Below are 18,321 nucleotides of genomic sequence, written 5' to 3'. Positions count from 1 at the left end.
ATAACTGAAGACTGATCACTTTTCTCTGTTCAGGGATCACTCAAATAGGGTAAAGTAGGTCAAGGTATGCTAACCCTGTTATTGCATTAATCTAGTCTAAGGAGAACGTCTTAGTAATGTTAACCCTAAAAATCGCCGTTTATATCGTTGTTTCCTTCTTTGTCTTACTTTTTATCTTTGGCTTCCTTTCCGGCGATCCTACCCGTAACCCCGGACGCAAAGACTTTGAGTAGAAGACAATTATCAAACTGGTTCTAGGGTAGAGACACAGGGAACAAGTTATCGGACTTTCCCTGTCTCCCTAGAAATAATGATCGTGGTAGTATCATTGAGGTTCGCTCGTCCTCTATTTCGATCGCCGACTCGTGCAGTCATGTCTTTTTTTTTCTTAGCTGTTGAACCACCTGCCCTGATTAATACTGTAGCCGAACCGGAAACGGAGGAGCGCCAAGTTTCTGAAAATATTCCCACGTCTGTAGTTCCCCTCCCTGTCACCCCAGCACCTCTAGAGGCAAAAAAGCCTTCAGAAGAGAGCGTTTCTATTCCCCTCACCGTCACTCCACCCCCGGAAACCGTCGAGGTAAAACCCTTGGTTCCCGATCAGGGTATTCCCTTAGAACCTTTACCTAGCAGTGGGGGTGATGCGGCAGCTTTAGGAAAACCCCTTTCTGTCCAGAATTCTCCACCCCCCGCAGCCGTTGGTGTCACCATTCATCCCGAAACCGAGATAGTTTCAGGATTAAATCAAAAAGCTCTTAACCAGAAAAATGGCTCAAGTCGGCTATTAGTGCGGAAAAAAGGCGAAAAAACCAGCCAAGAATACTGGATTTCCCTCAATAACAGCCTAGCTCAGACCGATGCAGTTAATCCAGAAGGGGAAAAGCCCCTAGAATTAGTGGCCGATGAGCAGGAATTTGACCAAAATCGGCAGATTATCACCGCTAGGGGTAATGTCACCCTACGTTTTGCCCAAAGTGTACTGACAGCCGATCGCTTACAGATTAATCTTCCCGAAAAGTTAGCGGTAGCGGAGGGCCAGGTGATCCTAACCCGGGGAGATCAAATCCTGCGCGGCGATCGCTTTGAGTATTATTTCGTCCAGGATAGCGGTGTGGTATTTAATGCTAATGGGGAGATTTTTCAACCCAGCACCGCTAGGGATTTAGGACAAACGCTGCCCACGGATGTGGGGGCCGGTGGTTCTTTTGGAACCCTAACCGATCGTTTGGCATTAAATCAACCCTTGCAGAGAATCACCACGGGAGAGGGTTTTCAATTTGTCGTCGGGGGACAGGATCCCAGTCGACGCGATCGACAGAATATTAGTAGTCCATCGGGGGGAACGATTAATCGTGTCCGTTTTCAGGCCGAACGCTTGAATTTTGATGGTAAGGTGTGGAATGCCACTAATGTGCGTCTGACTAATGACCCTTTTTCCCCCCCTGAATTGGAAGTTCGAGCTAATTCCGCCACTTTTCGCAGTACCGGCCCCTTTACCGATGAGTTACGGATGAGTAATTCCCAGTTGGTTTTCGATCAACGGGTAGTGGCACCCACTTTTATTAATAGTCTTACGTTTGATCGCCGTCGTCGTCGTCCTTTTTTAATTGCCCCGGGCTATGATGGGGAGGATCGGGGCGGATTTTTCGTAGAAAGTCCCCTAACTTTAGTGGAGACACCGAAGACTCTTTTTGAGTTGACACCGCAATATTTAATTCAAAAAGTCCTTAATCCCGATGCTTTTCCCTCAGCTAACCCCGGAGGTGGCGAAGTTTCAGCCCTTAGTCCGAAAGCTTTCGGTTTATTGGGGAATTTTGCCACTAATTTTGGTGAGCGCTCGTTTTTTCAGGCAACAGCTTCTTTTTCTAATTTAGATTTGGAACAGATCGAAAATAGTGTTCGTTCTAAGATTCGCTTTCAACAGACGATCGGACAGTTGCAAGATCCCTATCTGCTCAATGTGGAGTACAATTATCGCGAGCGTCTCTTTAACGGTTCTTTGGGGTTTCAGACGGTTAATAGCAGTTTTGGGGCAATTTTGACCTCACCGGTGATTGTCGTCCCGAATACGGATATTAGACTCAGTTATCAAGCTTCTGTTCAGAATGTTAACGCACCCACCGATCGCAGTGATCTCCTAGCGGCCAATGCAACGGATAATGTGACTAATTTAAGCCGTTTTCAGGGTGCTGTCTCCCTCAATCGCAGTTTTTTACTCTGGTCTGCCCTTACTTTACCACCGACTCCCGACCAAGGTTTAAGATTTTCTCCTCTTCCCGTTCAACCCTATATTGCTCTTGTCACTGGTGTCACCGGTGTCACCGGTTATTACACTAACGGAGAGACGCAAAATTCCGTCACGGGAACTGTGGGATTATTAGGACAGTTTGGGCGTTTTTCCCGCAATTTGTTCGACTATACTGGATTTAATCTCAGTTTTAGTCAGGGTTTAGTTAACGGACAATCACCCTTTTTCTTTGATCGCTTTGTTGATCAACAAACAATGTCCTATGGTATAACTCAACAGGTATATGGTCCGATTCGCGTGGGTTTCCAGAGCATTTATAGTATCGATCAAGCTAAGGAAATCAGTACAGAATATTTTCTCGAATGGAGTCGTCGCACCTATAGTTTAATTTTGCGCTATAACCCAGTGCTGCAGTTGGGAATACTCAACATCCGCGTGTCGGATTTCAACTGGACAGGCAACCCCGGCTATTTTGAGGGCAGCGATGTCCGTCCGGTGGTGGATGGAGTAACCCGTTAAGACTACATGGGAATTATGAATGATGAATTATGAATGATGAATTATGAAGTGGGGTGTGGGGTTTTAGGGATTTTCAGATCGGGATTACCTCTCAATGAGACTCCCTTGACTAACTTCTATCCTCTCTTCAACGTGACAGAAAAGCTCCTAAAATTTTCATGGTGTTGCTCGTTTCATAATTCAACCCTTCTACTCCCTTAATATTTGTTTGTTCATAAAGTCTAGGAGAGCGTAAAGTGTTCTGACATTCTCCTGTTTTTAGGTTCCAAAGTTTAATCGTCTCGTCTTCACCTGCGCTGGCCAATGTCTTACCGTCGGGACTAAAACAGACTGACCTGACACTTTTAGTATGTTCACACAGGAGTTGATGAAGTTGACCTGTTTCAACATCCCAAATTCGGATTGTTGCGTCATCCCCCCCACTTGCTAGTAACTTCCCATCGGGACTAAAAGCTACTGACCATACCCAAGACTTATGACCTTCAAAACTATTAATGGTTCTTCGGTTTGTGTTAACCGCAATTTTTGTCAATTGTTTGCGATCTGGAGCGAACTAATCAATTAAATCTCTTGCCAGATAAGGATTTAGTCGATTTATGCCCCCCTATCGAACCATACCAAGTAACGAAGAACCCTATTAATTAATCTACCATCTTTGACTTGCCAAACTTTGACCGTTTGATCATCACTTGAACTGGCTAATCGCTGACCGTCAGAGCTAAAGACAACAGACCAGATTCTTCCTTGATGACCTTTAAAAGTTCGCAAAGATTGAGTCATATTATCTTCAATAGACCAGAGTTTTATAGTTCGATCTTCACTACCAGTTGCTATTAATTTTCCATCAAGACTAAAATTTACTGATAATACCCAGGCCTGATGTTCCTCAAAAGTTTTAAGACAAAATCCTCTCGGAACCGACCAAAGCTTAACAGAATTATCTCCACTACCACTTACCAGCATTTGACTATTAGGACTAAAAGCGATCGACCATACGCGCTTTTGATGTTCTGGGGAAAAAGTGTATTTTTCATCTATCCTAATATCCCAAAGTTTGATGGTGTTATCGTGACTGGTACTAGCAATCAGTTGACCATTCGGACTAACTGCGACTTGATGCAATAAAACCCAATAATCTTTTTCTTGTAAAATTTTAATTACTTTGCCACTTTCCACTGACCATAATCTAATCGTTTGATCTCCACTTCCACTTATCAATGTTTTTCCATCGGGACTAAAAGCTACTGAACAGATCCAGTCAGTATGACCATTAATCTGTTGAAGACATTTATGGTTTTTGATAGACCATAATCGGAGCGAACGATCTATAGAACCACTCAAAATATATTGACTATCGGTGCTGAAAGTAATTGATGATAATCGATTGCCATATCCCCTAAAACATTGAAGACATTCTCTGGTTTTTACTGACCATAATCGCAGTGTAAAATCTTCACTCCCACTGGCTATATATTGACCGTCCGGACTAAAAGCAATTGACCAAATCCAGCTTTCGTGTCCTGTTAAAGTATCAATATTTTGATATTCTCCTTCTATAATAGACCATATTTTAATGGTTTTATCCCCACTTCCACTGGCTAGAAGTTGACCATCAGAACTAAAGGCAACTTGCCAAACCCAATCTTGGTGTCCTGTAAGAGTATGGAGACATTTTCCTGTGTCAACTGACCATATTTTGATGGTTTTATCAGCGCTGCCACTGGCTAAAAGTTGACCATTTGGACTAAAGGTAACACCACCTACTCGTTCTTGATGTCCTTCAAGGGTGTGGAGACATTCTCCTGTTTCAACTGACCATATTTTAATAGTTTTGTCCTCACTTCCTGTGGCTAAAAACTTACTATCAGCACTAAAAGTAACTGATCTAATAGGAGCATAATGTTTTTGAGAAGGGTGGGGCAAAGAATGACAATTTATAGATATATCTGTTGTAATAGACCAAATTTTAACAATTCCATCTTGTCCCCCACTCGCTAGTAACTGTCCCTCGGAATTTAAGGCTACTGACCACACCCAGCTTCCGTGAGCAGGAAAACTTTTGCTTAATTCTAATTTTCCATCTTGTTTGACTTTCCAGAGGTAAATCATCCCATGACTGTCACCAGTTGCTAAAAGCTCTTCTCTTGGAAAAGAGCGATTAAACTGACTGCAAGAAATTGATAAAATACTGCCACAAGTTTGAGGAAAAATACAGTCAAAAAACTGCGAATAGGAAAAATCTACTTGGGTGAGTCTAATGTTTGAAAAATCGACTTGTCGAATGGAGATATGGGAAAAATCGTAGCCGATTAAGTGACCATTTTTCAGTATATTAAGTAAGTTAATGATATTGCCAGCAATGCCGCCAATTTGTCCAGAAGGTTCATTTTTTAATGTCTTTAAACAATCAATTAGTTTGCTTTCTAGATTATTTTCTTGAAAATTATGGATTAAGTTATTGATTATTGGGTGTAAAATAACATTAATTTGAATCTTTCTTAGATAATCAGGAACAGTAGTTTTAGTCAAGGAATTACTTTTTAATAATTGGAATTTTTGAGTTTTTATTTCTTCTGTTGCTATGGTAATAATTTTTTGAGTGAAATATTCAATCAGTAGAGGATGTATGGTAAAGTAGTCATCTTTTTTATCTAACAGAATTTTGCTAGATAATGATCTGATCCCTTCTTGGATACTTTTACCGTCAGGTTCAATGATAATATTATGTTCTAGTTCCGACAAAGAAACTGGATTTCGATTAATCGCTAACTCAAAAATAATCGCTTTTTCTAAATCAGATAGTTGCTGAAAGTAAGAATTTAAAATAGACTCGACTTTTTCTATCAGAAGATTCCCTTTTAAAAGAAAATCCGAGAGATTATTATGATGAACTCGTTGAATATGATGAGCGATAGATTTGATGAATAAAGGATTGCCGTGACAGACTTGTTGAATTAAAAATTGCCATTCATCCTCTGAACCATGAAAGGTGTCAATATCTCTCAAAATTTGCCGTCCAGTTTGATAGTCAAGTCCTTGTAACTCTCGGAAATAAGTTGAAGTTTTATTTCCCACTAACGATTCAAGTTCTTGAGGAATTTTTCGACTGGTTATAATTAAACAGCTATTGTGCTTTGACTGACCAATTGCTTGTAAAATTTCGCTATATTCTCGATAGTTTTCATGCTCAATAATCGCATCAATATTATCTAAAAATAATAAACAACGATATTTGGCTAGTATCTTGATAAATTTTATCAGTTTTATTTTAAACTTATCTTCTGCCTTAAAACTAATATTCTGTGAAATAATATTACTTGTATTTTCCAGAAATTCTAGGGGTAAAGGGGGATTCAAAAAAGACCAATAGATAACACGATAAAATTCCTCTTGAATTTGCTCAATCAGTTTACAGACAAGAGATGTTTTTCCGATTCCTGCTATTCCGAAAATTCCGATAATTTTACACGGGGGACTATTTTGAAAAAACTTTTGTTTTAATAATTCTAGTTCTTTTTCTCTCCCATAAATCTGAGAAATATCAGGAATTAATCCGAAATTATCATAATTTATTTCTGTTTTAATTGATGAGTTTTCAAGACCGGGAGATTTACGCTTATCCCATTCTTCCTCAAATTTTTTCAAATTTTCTTCTGTTGATGAATGCCAAAGATTTAGGGTAAAGTGCAAATTTGCTACGCCTTTAGCTTGTTTGTATCTATTATCTGTTAGTATTTCCCATTCTTGTAAAACCTTAAGGTCATTTCTCATCTGTTCAACAGTAATGGCAGCCCCTAACTTTTGCTTAGTAATTCCATGACAAAAATCTGTTAATATTTTTAAAGTTGTATAGACAATTAGCTTAGGATGTGATGCACCTTCTGCAAGCCACCTGAAAGATAGGTGATTCGACCAATACTGATGATCTGGTGATTCCTTATTAACATGAGTTAATAGTCTTTCTAAGAAGATCAGAATTCTTTTTTTGACGTTAGCACTGGTATTGAGATTAGGCATAGTCTGAAATTTCACTTTTTAGGATTATAGCCTGATAATCTATTCACCGTCAATTAAGTTAAGTATGAAAAAAGTTAATACTTGTGTAACTAGATTGAAGAAAATTAATCATTAACTATTGATAAATAATCAGATAAAGATTTAATAGTTAGCAAATTTTTGGGAATTAATTGATCTCCAATTTCTATAGAAAGCTTAGTATATTCGGGTCGTGAATCAGATTGAGAAGGGAGGGAAACGTGATACATAGTCAATCGAAAAAATGGGTCAAAATTAACTAAGGCAGAAATAGCTCCCTCAGAATGTTGAGAAGCATATTTTTTATTAATTGTATCATCAGTTAAGGAAAAGTAATCAAAACTGCCCGGATGTCTATGCCATAGTCCAAGAACTTCTATGGGTTCTCGATAAAATCTGGCAATTTTGTTAGACAGGTGGTTGATATAAGCATTATCATACTCAAAATAGCCGGGGCGAAAGATAGGATTTAGACCCGAATCTAAGGTTTCTAAAATATACCATTTATTAGGGTTTCTAATTCCTAAAAAAATGCCACCTGTTTCTGTTTTATAGCTTTCATAAGTTTCAGCTGCAATCGCTAAAAATGATTTCTGGGAAAAAATAGTTTTGATATTCTGGTAACTTAACATTGTTTTTATTCTCTTAGTTATTCATCTTTTTTTCTGTCTAAGATAGATATTTATCAAACATTTATTTTAATAAAATTTCGTAATATAAATATCTTTTTTAGTTACAACTGCGATTAGCTTGTTGAATTAATCTGTGAATATTAGGTAATTCTGCCTGAGTTAAGCCGTAATATTCGATAGATCGATCATAAGAATAATAAGCTTGTTTAACTTCCTGTTTTTCTCGTTCTAAGAAATGTTCAACTTGTTGGGAATAGCGTTCAGCCTCTAAAGCATAATCTTTGGCTTTAACCAACTCCTCATTAGTTTTTTCTAAGCCTTGTACCTGTTTCTGCAAAAATTCTATCATTTTCTGATCGTCATCTTCATGGGGGTCAAGATAACGACGATTAAGGGTTTTGGCAGCCTCATCTTGCCATAGGCCTCGAATATCTTTACGATAGTCTTGCAGAGTGCGAGATCGCTGCTGCATCTTCCAAACAATATCTTCCATCATTTTTTATCCTCCAAAAATCACTAAAATTGAAAAGGACGGTTGAATTCAATCAGACTTTCTACTCGATATTCTATTTCTCTTGTTACCCCAATTTCTAAACATTGAGCGGAGTTTCCTTGCTTTTCCGCTCCTTTGAAATCATTTCGGGCTTCTTCGGTGAAATTGCGGGCATTATTTACGGCTAAAGACATTAAATCTGCCATTTCCTGCTCATTGCTTGCCTCTAATTGCGCTCTATCAACTTCCCGTCTAGCTGCATCTGCGTTTTCTAAACTACGTTCGGCAAAACTCAGGGCATTATGGGCATAATTTAAAGTAATATTCGCCTGATAGACGGCTGTTTGAGCATATCCGATGGCATTTCGACAACAATTAACCCTAGCTTGCGCTCGTGCGACTTCTTCTCTTGCTGCTTTTTCTTCTTCAATGGCTTTATTTAAGCGTTGGATTGCAGCTTGAACCGCATTTTGGGCTTGACTAACCTTAGCTTGCTGACCAGAACAATTGGGCGCATGATATCGTCCATCCTTGTCAGTATAGCCTGAATTTTGGCAACTGGTGAGGGCGGATTGTGCGCTTTGTAATTCAGATTCTGCACTGCGTAAAGTAAATTCTGCTTGCTCTCTTTCGTTTATGGCACGTTGTAATCGGTCTTCTGCCCTTTCTAACCAAGCTAACGCAAGACTTAGCTGAGTTTGCCAATGATTTAAGGTTGATTGCGCCTGATTTTGGGTATTTTGAGCTGCTGCCAAATTTTGTTGAGCTTTTTCTAAGACTTGATGACAATTAGATAACAATTGAGCAACTTCATCATTAGCCTGATCAACTAATTTTTGATCATTTTTAGCCTGATCTTGAATAATTGAAGCATGATACAGAGCTTGACTCACTTTTTCTTCACTTTGCCTTTGATGCCATGACATTTGATCCAGGGTATCACGGGCGGTTATTTTCCAGTATCTAAGTTCTTCAATTAAGTCATTGAGAAGGTTAATGAGAATACGGGGATCTTGAATAGTCATAATGATTAAGATTTATCGGGGATTTCTTGGATAAAATTGAGGATTTTCTGAACTTCTAGCCTTGAATCTTCCATTTCTGCCAAGGTTCTTGTCCAAAAACCTGTAAATTCTTCGGCGACTGATCCTTGAAAAACTTCATCAAGCGATCGCCATGCCGTATCGAGAAATTCCAATTCTTCGCTTAAAATCAAATAATATTGATTGAGTGCAGTTTGATAGGCTAAAAGGGCTGTTTTTCGGGAATTATCCACCGTTTAAATACCTCTCTAATACTTGTAATTTATGGTTTAAAAAATCATTATAGGTGGGAATTTGGCGACTATAATAATTATTAGTCTTTTCTTGCAAATCAAGCCACATTTCATCATGTTTTTGTCGTTTTTGGTCTTGCCAATGGGGAGAAAGATCCTCATAGGTGGTTTCCACTTCTCGCCACGCCGATTGAACGCGATCATGGAATTGTTCGAGGGTCTGTTGAAAGTGTTTGAGTTGTAAAAATGAGTGATCCATGGTTAAATTAAGCTTTAAGCTCTTTTGATTAAACTATTAGCAATTTTCTCTATTTGTTGCTTAAATTCGGGTGTAGATTCCGTACTATAAGGTTTAAAAAGAGTAGTGCGATCGCTATCCGTATCCCGATAAAGGGCTTTAATTGGAACATCTCCATCTGCTTGTAAACGTGAGGCTTGGCGATCACTAACAAAGGTGAAAGAATCATCTTCTGACATCTGTAAAGCGACTCTATGGCGAAAATAAGCTAAATTTCGCCGAATATCAAGGACATTAGAGAAAGCCTTGATCCCTGAAAAACTGAGGATGAGATGAATACCTTTACTCGGTCCTTCCTTCAATAATCGCTTAATTTGAGTAGTTAAGTGACTTTCTGGGCTATAAGACTGCTCATTGCTCCGTCTTAAGTCATCTACTCTATCTAATTCCGTCATGATGACGAAAATAGAAGGTTGAGTCATCAAGTCTGCTTCACTGAGTTGGTTTCTTTCGTCAAGTTGAAGAATTAAATTGTTCAAAATTGCCGTAATAATTCTATTTTCGCGGTTAAATGCCGTCGTAAAGCCCAAAGGTTTTAGAATAATCTGACATACTTCTTCCAATGCTAAATGCCATTGTGTACCGGATACACTGCGATCTACCACAACAAAACGAGTTTGTTGAAGATTGCCATTAATAGCAAGACTGGTCAAAATAGCCGATAGAATTCCATAACGGGCTGTATTATAGTCTCCACCGATAACTAGAACGTTTTCACTTGGACGACGGCGTAATATCAGCCTTGCCTGTTGCCTCACACTGAATTCTTGTCCTAGCCATGTTAAGACCGGGTATTCTGCACTAAACCAGTCAGAAATGCCTAATCCTCCTTTGTAGAAAGGTAAACGGGCGATTTTTTCCCAATCTTCTGAGGTTAACCATTTACCGTAATCTAAAATATGGCGTAATTGAGGATTATCTGCTAAATTAGGCTGAGAATCTCCATCAAAGACCACTGTTTCCGTGTAATCTTCTGGGGAGAGTTGATGAGCTTTTTGAGATAAAGCGTTAATGATCATATCTCGGCGAGATTTTTCGATAAATGCCACTTTCCCAAAATAATTAGAGTTATCATCGCCACTACGGTCATTAATAACAATTTTTCCAGGCAAATCACAGGTCATTAATAATTGTTTTCCTCGTTTTCCAAATTCTGTCAGGGCTTGAATTTCTGTTTTTGACATCTGCATTCCCATTCTCAGGTGAATATTACCCAAAATTCCCGTTTGATTCCGCATTCCTTCAGCCCCAAACCTTTGGGAAGCGAGTAACATATGAATACCCGCACTTCGCCCCTGTTGGGCTAAAATCAGTAGTTGACTTGAAGCAGTATCCTCTTTGTCGTTAAAAAATAACTCCTGATATTCATCAATAATTAGAAGAATACGGGGCATTTTGCCCTCTGGTTGTCCTAGTCGGCGATAACCTGCCAATTCTGACACCCCTAATCTTTTAAATAAGGCGTTACGTCGTTCTTTTTCGGCGATTAATTCAGTTAAAACACTACGCGATAATTCAGGGGAGGAATGTAAGGAAACTACTTCGGTATGGGGCAAATTGCGATAGGGGGCTAATTCTACGCCATATTTGCCATCAATGAGATAAAATCTTAATTCTGAGGGACTATAACGAGTTGCCAAGCCTAAAATAAGCCCATGATACAGGGTAGATTTTCCTGATCCAGTCATTGCTCCTAGCATACCATGAGCGCATTGATGACCTTCGCTATCTTTACCAAACCAAATATTTAATTGATCAGAACTTCCTCTTCCACCGATAGGTGTGGTTATCCATTCTTCACTACTATAATTCCACCAATTTTGCGGATCAATTCCTACTATATCATCCCAATCTAATTTTCGTTCGGGGGGTTTAGCTTGTTTAACTTTATCAAGTAATTGTTTTTGTAAATCCGCGTCGGGAATACTATCCGCTTTAAATTGAAGTTGACAAGATGTTGCTGTCTTTGACTGTTTACTGAGATCAATATAAAAGGCATTTTCAAACCCACTCATATTAATATCTCTAGGGAGATCAATATCTTGATTATAGTGAATAAACACATATCTTCCAGCTTCTGGTCCACTATTACCAATTTTTTGTAATTCTTCAATATCTCTACGGTCATATCTTTTAGGAAAATCTGCGACAAAAATCCCCTCAAATCTTTCATTGACTCGAATATCTGGGGGGAGTAAATGTAAGGCAGGAGACTGAGGATCTAAATAGGTTTCTTTGACGCGACGAATATCTTGAGTGACTTCTAATAAATCTCGATAAACTTCGCCACTATTTTCTCTAATCAAAGCCTCAGGAAGGGAACGACGCATTAAAAATGCACCCCCATTATTAACGGGATCACAGAAGGTATAACGTATTTGATAAGGAAGTAAAATAGCGGCACGAATCACAAGAGATTGCAGTAATTCTAGTCCCGTATTACGGGTATTATTGCTACAGCGAATAATAATAGTTTTATTCCCACCAATAAAGGGAGCAAATTCGGGAACACAAAAAGTGTTATTACTCGATCTTTGTTCAACTAATTGACCAATACGAATTAATTCTGTAGGCTCTAATGAGGATAATAAATTATCGTTAATGTTCCAATTTTCCCAACGATAATCTTGCCAACTTCCTATTATTTCTAATGGTTGCTGTTCTAAATAGGATTGAGTCGATAGATAGCTATCTTGGAGAAATTTTCCAAAATAATTAGGTAATTGTTCGCCGTTTAATTTACCATGATTGAACAAAGAAGCACAAACCCCTAAATAGTCGGTTATGCGTTGACTACTTTGTTCAATTTTTTGGTTTAACCCTTCAATTTGTTGTTGCCAAAACATAAGCATTATTCTCCTTGTTTAGATAATTTTAAAACATTTTTTTGAGTATTTAACTGATACAGTTGAGAAGAATTAGAGTCATCAGAGGAGTTATTGTTAGTAAAGATAAATAAAGTGAACAACAAGAAAGAACCCCCCACACTCAGCCCAATGATTAGCCCGATGATTAGGTTACGAGCTTTAATTTTTAAAGACTCTATCTCATTTTTGTGAGATTCTATGTTAGACTGTTCTTGGTTAATTTTACGGTCTGTTTCTTCTAATTTATCCAGACAAGCTTCAATTTCAGCCGGGGGTAATTGTTGAGAAGTTAAAGGGGAAATAGTCGTAACTTGACTTGGATTACTATAATATTTAGCAAAGCGTTTACTTAGGTCTTTTCGATTAGAATCAGCCCGATCATATTGTTGCCAAATTTGCTCTCTATTAGCAATCATACGAGCAATTGAATTTTGAATTGTTTTCATGTTTAAACCTCTGGGTTATTGTTAATTAATCAACGAGTTGAGGAATAGATAAATCACAGTCATGTAACCACATGGTTGTGCGTGAGGGTTGATAGAAAACTTGCCAAATTTTATCACCTCTATTATTGGTGTTAATAACACCTGTCAATGAGACGACTTGATCAACAATTAAATAACTTCCACGAGTCCCCTTCCTTGCGTCATAAACCCTGCCATCTTGTCGAATAAAATGATTGCTACAATATCCACTCCGATGAGGTTTAACAATAGCTACCACATTACGATAGTTATTTTCTTGATGACGACGCCATGTTTGAGCGTTTACTGGTAAGACTAAGCTGGTTAAACTGACAAGACAGGTGATAAAAAATAAATGAGTAATTTTCATATTTTTTGCTAAATTAATGAAAGAAATATTTGAGGTTAATTAAGACTTTTAGAAGCTTAATAACAATACATTTCATTCCAATTAGGAGTTAAGCTAAGATCAAAATCAATGCAATCTCGTAGGCGAGGTTTTCCATCAGATTGAATAGCAAATTCTTGAATGTAATCTGAGCCATGGGCAATAAATTTTACAGCAGCAATATCTTGACAATTAGAAACTATTCTATCGGCATAACTTTTCATTAAAACACGGGAAGCCATAATGTTTGAAACAATCCAACCACTTCTTTGATCACCAGAGGTACCAGTATTATCTAAGTAAGAACTTAATAACAGCATTAATTCATCTTTTCTATTAGTGGGATTCCCCTGATTGGTTACAGTCCCTTTTTCTACTATCACCTTTCTAACTCCTTTAGATTCTATTTCATTGACAATAGAATTAATAGTTGCTTGACAGCGAGATTGAGCTTTAAGTGGTAAGCTAAACCCTAGCTGACTCAGGATAAAAATAGATAAGATGAAGTTAATTTTTTTCATGATTTTCAATTCGCAAGATGGTCAATTAATGAAAACATTACTTACTGTTAAGCTTGACTAATTCTTGGTGAATACTAAAAACTAGAATCAATGATTCACAGAAAATTCGCCAGAATAAATTACCAATAATTAAAGTAGCGATTCCTGCTAAAGGTTCCACAAATAGTCCACTTAAACCTCCTAGGGTAATCATAAACAAGCCTAAGATATAGAGAAACTTGATAATGGTAATGCTAACCATTTTCCGAAAGGTAAAAAAGTCTTGCCAGAAACTGTTCATTAAACCCTCTTATTGGCTTAGAAAAAAGATAATTTTTGAGGTAGATTACGAATTATTTTCAGGTAATTGTAAGGAATCTTGAGTTCCTTTTAAAGATTTACGCGCCACCTCTCTTGCGTCTCTGCTTAATTGTTCTATGGCTTTTTTAGAAACTTGTTCTAACCACAGTCTAGTACCATAAGAAATTGCCATAAGAGGTAGAATTACCATTAAGGCATAAATCCATGCTATCGCCAACAAAGCAAGGATAATTAAGACAAACATAATGCCATAAATTCCAGCACCACCAACTCCTCCGAAGATAGAGGTAAAGATATTCATAACAGTGGTTAGTACCCAAATAACGCCATCGGATAGCGCAATCAAAACTTTTAAAGCAATATTTGTCTGTCTTTCATATTCCTTGATTAAGTCTTCAATATTGCGTTTATTAGATTCTAACGCATCCGCTACGACATTATAGACGTATAAAGATTTCCCTTCTCCATTGTTATCAATTCCAATAATATTACAGGACTGATTAACATCTGGATTGCTGACTTTAAGCGTTAAAGGATTTCCCAAAAGTTGAACTTGTTGTTGATACATAATACACCAAAACCATACAATTTATTCAGGTAAAGTGCGAATTCTAACCTATCGGTTATTCGACAAAAGCCAATCATCCACTTATTTCTAAGTTTCGGCTGAACAGGCCGCATCTGGTATGCCAGTATAGCTTGAGAATAATTTGGGAATCTACCCAAACTGGTATCAATTTTAAAATAGCCTCAAACCCTTATAGAGTAAGGAATATGACATCTAAAGCTGAGATTGACTTCGGGACACTTAAGGATATAGCCAATTTTCAGGATAATTTACCTTAAGTTCCCAAAATCTAGTATTTATCGGAAACCTATTGAGCTAGACTTCACACCGCAAACGCTTGCTTGTGTTTATGAAAAATCTGGTCAGCGTTGTGGTACTGATGCTTAATCATCCACTGCTCCAGTTCAATGAGATACCATTGACCGGCAAATGTTCCATATTTTAAGCAAACTTTTTCATTATCGTGTAGAGTGTGCTTAAATCCAAAACGTTCTTTATACAGTGCTTCAATTGTTTCGTCCCCTTTTGGATAAGTCGTGTAGGAAATTTCAGTGTGAGCAATATCATGTTTGTAAGTCAAGATAGCTCGAATCAATTGCTGATAAACAAGATAACTTGTTCCTTTTTTGCCAGTTCCCTTTTCATCATACAGAGAGAGACTTTCTCCGATGCTTGTTACATTTTTGGGTAACATCAAATGCTTTCCTGTGTGTTTTCCTTCACAAAATGTTGCCAGTTGACAAGGCAAATAGTAGCCATATTCAGCCAGAGAATAGGTATAACGTGCAACACCGATTACCTGAGAGGGATTCTGTTCAGGATAGGCTAGAAAAATAACCGATTGGTGAGTAAATAAATCGTCGATTTCTTTGCAATAATTTTGTGACTCAGGATAGCGATTCTTGAGAAATAAGAAATAGGATTCAATTTCTGCCGGTGTTTCCGCTTCCTTGACCAGATAACCTTTTACCTTTGGCACATCAAAAGAAAGTAAGGCTCTTTTGCTAAGAATCCAGCAGTTGCCAATGTTACTTAACACAATAAATCCAGCACAAGAAAACAGAATCTTCACATATTGCTCAATATCAGGGGTTTGGGATATATCATAGACAAAGAGAAGACCGTTATCCTGTAACATTCTTCGGACAGTCCTTAAAGTGAATAGGGGATCTTTTTGGGTGTAATTTGTGGTCTTTAGCGTTGCAAATGTTTGTGCCGTTAAGTCCTTTTCCTCGTTTGGTTTTAAATTAAGCCAACAAGAAAGTTGCTCATAGTGACGCTCTCGTATTTGACCGCTAAATAAGTGATTGACATCACCTCCATCCGACGACAGTAGCCGCACCGATGTAGATGATAATGAGATAAACTGTTTACCATTGGTTTGGTTGATTATTTGAGAAATAGCCATTTTGCTACCCTTAAGAAGAGGACAACGAGCAATGAGGCTCTCTTCATTGGGAGTAAAGCGATAGAAATCCTTAGATTTCTACGGAGAAGCAAGCAAAACGATGATTTTTGGGCGCAAAAAGCAAAAGAAGCTGGAATTAGAAAGAATTAGAAAGCTTGAATGGCTTCCTATACCTATAATTGAGCAAATAGCTGATATGTGCTTAGTCAGATTAGAGAAAATTTTTTCAAAAAATGAGAATTTCTGGGGATAATTGATCAACAATAGAGAAATAAACTTATGTAGATTGAATAGAGAGCAATGAAGTTAAAACTCTCCGTAGCGGGACTTGAGCAAGTCAAAACCCGATGGGCGCAAAAACAAAAAGAAGGCTGGACTAGAAAATACTTATGCACCGAGGCTAGTCAATTTGCCAAACCCGATGGGAATTGGGAGGAAATTTCAAATGACCCAGCCCACACTTATTACTCTTATTACGCCGACAACTGCTCACCAGAGACTTTAGATCATTTTTTGAGGGGTAAAAACATTCAATCGGAAGGTTTTTTCGCCTTTTGTCGAGCTTTGAACATCGACCCTTCAAAAGTCGCAGATCTAGATAATCTTTTGCAAAAACTGACTCAAGATATCGAGCCTATTTGGGTGGGGCGAGAGTCTCTTCAAAGTGATTTACTGGAAAAACTAAGAGGCGATTGTCGCATTGTCGTAATTACGGGAATAACAGGTATTGGAAAAACTGCCCTCGCCTACAAATTGGCCTTAGCTTTGTGTCAAGAAGGGTTTCCTCCTGAACTGCCTATTGATTTTGATGGGTTTAATCAACGGGAGGATCAACAGTCGCAATCAGAAGCACAAAACTTTATCAGCACAGCTATTGATTTACTCAATCGTGGCGATGAACCTGTTACGGCAAAACAAGCAAAAAACCCAGAACAATTATTAACTCAACTGGTTAATCATCTGAGCAATAATCGTCGATTGATTTGGTTTGATTCAATGGAAAATCTTTTACAAGGAGAAAAACAAGATGGCAGTAATCGCTTTAAAGACCCCCTCTGGCGAGTCTTTTTTCAAAAGATATTAGAAGCCGAAAATTGTCAGACTCGAATTGTGATAACTTCGCAGGATAAGCCTGAAGATTTTGAAACTTTTAGTCAAGATCAATATTGGCATATTCAGCCATTAATGGGATTAGAGGATCAGGAAAGTTTACAGTTATTTGAACGTTTATTTCAACAAGCAGAAGTCGAATTAATTCTTCATGGACGTAACCTTGCTTACCTTAAAGAGATCGGAAAACTTTATGAAGGACATCCTCTCGCTATCCGCTTAATTTCTGGTGATATTATTGATAGACTGAATGGAGATATAAGCACTTATTATGAGGAGAATAAATCCCGATTTCGACGATTAAGAGAAATGATTGATGAAGCTCAAAAAGCCAATCCTGATGATTATTACAAAGTTAACTTAATGACCAAACAATTACGAAAACAACTGCTAGAGGAGGAAGTCGAAAGAACAATAGAGCGACTTGAAAACACTTTTAAAACTGCTTATTTATTGCTTATCTATGGTTCTACTTATTCATCTTTTGAATTTAAAAATGCGTGGTTTGAAAATCTTCAATTATTTTCAGAATACGAGGAACAAGATTTAGACCTAGCTCTTTTTACCTTGTTTAACCGTTATTTAGTAGAAACTCAAAAACAACTGGGATATGAACCACATATCAAACAGCACAGTTTAATTCGCAATGTTGCTTTCAAGCGTCTAGTATCTACCCAAAGAAAAGAAGGAAACCCAAATCATGAATGATTTTAAATCTCCTCAATTAAGAGTCAAAGAACGTCTCACAAGTATCGATTTTACTGTTTTTGGAGAACTCGCTCAAGTCAAACAAAAAGGGGAAATTTTAGGGGCGACAGGAAGTCATTTTGAAAAAGCACATTTTGGCGCATTCATCTGGCATTTAATTGGTTATGAACGCCATATTAAGGATAAAATGGGACAGCAGCTCTCTATTCAAGAACGGGCAAGTCGTTATGTGGAAGCATTTCTCTGTCTATGTCGATTAGGTTGGTATAAAGAAGCTAAATCTTTATTTTCTTTACCCTTAGAAATTCATGACCCAACTTCTTTCCCTTTGCACAAACAATTACGCATCTGGGGACGCTATGAAGATGGCATAAAACTGTGTAAAGAATTATTAGGAAATCTTGACAATGAAACCGATTTTCTCTGTTTAAGTGAACTTGGTTATATGTATCGAGAATTAGGAGAATTTGACCAAGCAAAAAATTA

General features: G+C 37.8%; 15 protein-coding genes and 2 pseudogenes. 4 read left to right on the top strand and 13 right to left on the bottom strand.

All coding sequences use genetic code 11. From position 1 onward, the window contains the following. Nucleotides 1-116 precede the first annotated feature (116 nt). On the top strand, nucleotides 117-233 hold the full coding sequence (locus EWV60_RS04730) for a photosystem II reaction center protein I (protein WP_002732356.1): 117 nt from the start codon (nucleotides 117-119) through the stop codon (nucleotides 231-233). 140 nt (nucleotides 234-373) lie between these two features. Further along, nucleotides 374-2,767: a DUF3769 domain-containing protein gene (locus tag EWV60_RS04725; RefSeq protein ID WP_287231318.1), complete on the top strand. Its 2,394-nt coding sequence runs from the start codon at nucleotides 374-376 to the stop codon at nucleotides 2,765-2,767. A gap of 127 nt (nucleotides 2,768-2,894) precedes the next feature. On the opposite strand, the pseudogene EWV60_RS04715 reads toward EWV60_RS04725, so the two are convergent. The 13 genes and pseudogenes from EWV60_RS04715 to EWV60_RS04655 form a co-directional block, all read right to left on the bottom strand. After that, a pseudogene (locus EWV60_RS04715) lies at nucleotides 2,895-6,784 on the bottom strand (WD40 domain-containing protein). Between the two features lie 104 nt (nucleotides 6,785-6,888). Beyond that, nucleotides 6,889-7,434 (bottom strand): Mov34/MPN/PAD-1 family protein, encoded by a 546-nt coding sequence (locus EWV60_RS04710; RefSeq protein WP_002734089.1) that lies wholly within the window; start codon nucleotides 7,432-7,434, stop codon nucleotides 6,889-6,891. Between the two features lie 97 nt (nucleotides 7,435-7,531). Next, on the bottom strand, nucleotides 7,532-7,927 hold the full coding sequence (locus EWV60_RS04705; RefSeq protein WP_016516321.1) for a hypothetical protein: 396 nt from the start codon (nucleotides 7,925-7,927) through the stop codon (nucleotides 7,532-7,534). 23 nt (nucleotides 7,928-7,950) lie between these two features. Continuing rightward, nucleotides 7,951-8,952 carry a coiled-coil domain-containing protein gene (locus EWV60_RS04700; RefSeq protein ID WP_002779142.1) on the bottom strand — a complete coding sequence of 334 codons (1,002 nt, stop codon included), beginning with the start codon at nucleotides 8,950-8,952 and terminating at the stop codon, nucleotides 7,951-7,953. Nucleotides 8,953-8,957: 5 nt separating this feature from the next. Then, a complete protein-coding gene (locus EWV60_RS04695; protein WP_002779144.1) occupies nucleotides 8,958-9,203 on the bottom strand; it encodes a hypothetical protein in 246 nt (81 codons plus the stop codon). Next, nucleotides 9,196-9,462 (bottom strand): hypothetical protein, encoded by a 267-nt coding sequence (locus EWV60_RS04690; protein ID WP_103113287.1) that lies wholly within the window; start codon nucleotides 9,460-9,462, stop codon nucleotides 9,196-9,198. The genes EWV60_RS04695 and EWV60_RS04690 overlap by 8 nt, the downstream gene beginning before the upstream one ends. Before the next feature lie 14 nt (nucleotides 9,463-9,476). Further along, nucleotides 9,477-12,347 carry an FtsK/SpoIIIE domain-containing protein gene (locus EWV60_RS04685; protein ID WP_287231315.1) on the bottom strand — a complete coding sequence of 957 codons (2,871 nt, stop codon included), beginning with the start codon at nucleotides 12,345-12,347 and terminating at the stop codon, nucleotides 9,477-9,479. Nucleotides 12,348-12,352: 5 nt separating this feature from the next. After that, complete coding sequence (locus tag EWV60_RS04680; RefSeq protein WP_046662091.1) at nucleotides 12,353-12,814, bottom strand: hypothetical protein; 462 nt, start codon at nucleotides 12,812-12,814, stop codon at nucleotides 12,353-12,355. Between the two features lie 25 nt (nucleotides 12,815-12,839). Next, on the bottom strand, nucleotides 12,840-13,202 hold the full coding sequence (locus EWV60_RS04675) for a hypothetical protein (protein WP_002779156.1): 363 nt from the start codon (nucleotides 13,200-13,202) through the stop codon (nucleotides 12,840-12,842). A gap of 56 nt (nucleotides 13,203-13,258) precedes the next feature. Beyond that, on the bottom strand, nucleotides 13,259-13,741 hold the full coding sequence (locus EWV60_RS04670) for a hypothetical protein (protein ID WP_287231312.1): 483 nt from the start codon (nucleotides 13,739-13,741) through the stop codon (nucleotides 13,259-13,261). 37 nt (nucleotides 13,742-13,778) lie between these two features. Next, entirely contained in the window at nucleotides 13,779-14,021 is a 243-nt protein-coding gene (locus tag EWV60_RS04665) for a DUF4282 domain-containing protein (RefSeq protein WP_069475656.1), read from the bottom strand. Between the two features lie 45 nt (nucleotides 14,022-14,066). Continuing rightward, nucleotides 14,067-14,609, bottom strand: a complete 543-nt coding sequence (locus EWV60_RS04660; protein ID WP_002803048.1) for a hypothetical protein — start codon at nucleotides 14,607-14,609, stop codon at nucleotides 14,067-14,069. Nucleotides 14,610-14,931: 322 nt separating this feature from the next. Continuing rightward, entirely contained in the window at nucleotides 14,932-16,017 is a 1,086-nt protein-coding gene (locus EWV60_RS04655; RefSeq protein WP_287231310.1) for a hypothetical protein, read from the bottom strand. A gap of 300 nt (nucleotides 16,018-16,317) precedes the next feature. On the opposite strand from EWV60_RS04655, the gene EWV60_RS04650 reads away from it, so the two are divergent. Further along, nucleotides 16,318-17,835: an ATP-binding protein gene (locus EWV60_RS04650; protein WP_287231309.1), complete on the top strand. Its 1,518-nt coding sequence runs from the start codon at nucleotides 16,318-16,320 to the stop codon at nucleotides 17,833-17,835. Beyond that, nucleotides 17,828-18,321 (top strand): annotated as a pseudogene (locus EWV60_RS04645) (tetratricopeptide repeat protein); the annotation flags it as partial. The gene EWV60_RS04650 and the pseudogene EWV60_RS04645, both read left to right, overlap by 8 nt.

The organism is Microcystis sp. Msp_OC_L_20101000_S702, assembly GCF_007095705.1.
GTDB lineage: Bacteria > Cyanobacteriota > Cyanobacteriia > Cyanobacteriales > Microcystaceae > Microcystis > Microcystis ichthyoblabe_A.
This window is presented reverse-complemented; position numbering and strand designations above follow the sequence as displayed.

Bases quoted from the DNA above. Each gene is read 5' to 3' on its own strand.
- EWV60_RS04680 (WP_046662091.1), bottom strand. From the start codon at position 12,814: ATGAAAACAATTCAAAATTCAATTGCTCGTATGATTGCTAATAGAGAG.
- EWV60_RS04730 (WP_002732356.1), top strand. From the start codon at position 117: ATGTTAACCCTAAAAATCGCCGTTTATATCGTTGTTTCCTTCTTTGTC.
- EWV60_RS04650 (WP_287231309.1), top strand. From the start codon at position 16,318: ATGAAGTTAAAACTCTCCGTAGCGGGACTTGAGCAAGTCAAAACCCGA.
- EWV60_RS04675 (WP_002779156.1), bottom strand. From the start codon at position 13,202: ATGAAAATTACTCATTTATTTTTTATCACCTGTCTTGTCAGTTTAACC.
- EWV60_RS04665 (WP_069475656.1), bottom strand. From the start codon at position 14,021: ATGAACAGTTTCTGGCAAGACTTTTTTACCTTTCGGAAAATGGTTAGC.
- EWV60_RS04705 (WP_016516321.1), bottom strand. From the start codon at position 7,927: ATGGAAGATATTGTTTGGAAGATGCAGCAGCGATCTCGCACTCTGCAA.
- EWV60_RS04725 (WP_287231318.1), top strand. From the start codon at position 374: ATGTCTTTTTTTTTCTTAGCTGTTGAACCACCTGCCCTGATTAATACT.
- EWV60_RS04685 (WP_287231315.1), bottom strand. From the start codon at position 12,347: ATGTTTTGGCAACAACAAATTGAAGGGTTAAACCAAAAAATTGAACAA.
- EWV60_RS04655 (WP_287231310.1), bottom strand. From the start codon at position 16,017: ATGGCTATTTCTCAAATAATCAACCAAACCAATGGTAAACAGTTTATC.
- EWV60_RS04700 (WP_002779142.1), bottom strand. From the start codon at position 8,952: ATGACTATTCAAGATCCCCGTATTCTCATTAACCTTCTCAATGACTTA.
- EWV60_RS04710 (WP_002734089.1), bottom strand. From the start codon at position 7,434: ATGTTAAGTTACCAGAATATCAAAACTATTTTTTCCCAGAAATCATTT.
- EWV60_RS04670 (WP_287231312.1), bottom strand. From the start codon at position 13,741: ATGAAAAAAATTAACTTCATCTTATCTATTTTTATCCTGAGTCAGCTA.
- EWV60_RS04660 (WP_002803048.1), bottom strand. From the start codon at position 14,609: ATGTATCAACAACAAGTTCAACTTTTGGGAAATCCTTTAACGCTTAAA.
- EWV60_RS04690 (WP_103113287.1), bottom strand. From the start codon at position 9,462: ATGGATCACTCATTTTTACAACTCAAACACTTTCAACAGACCCTCGAA.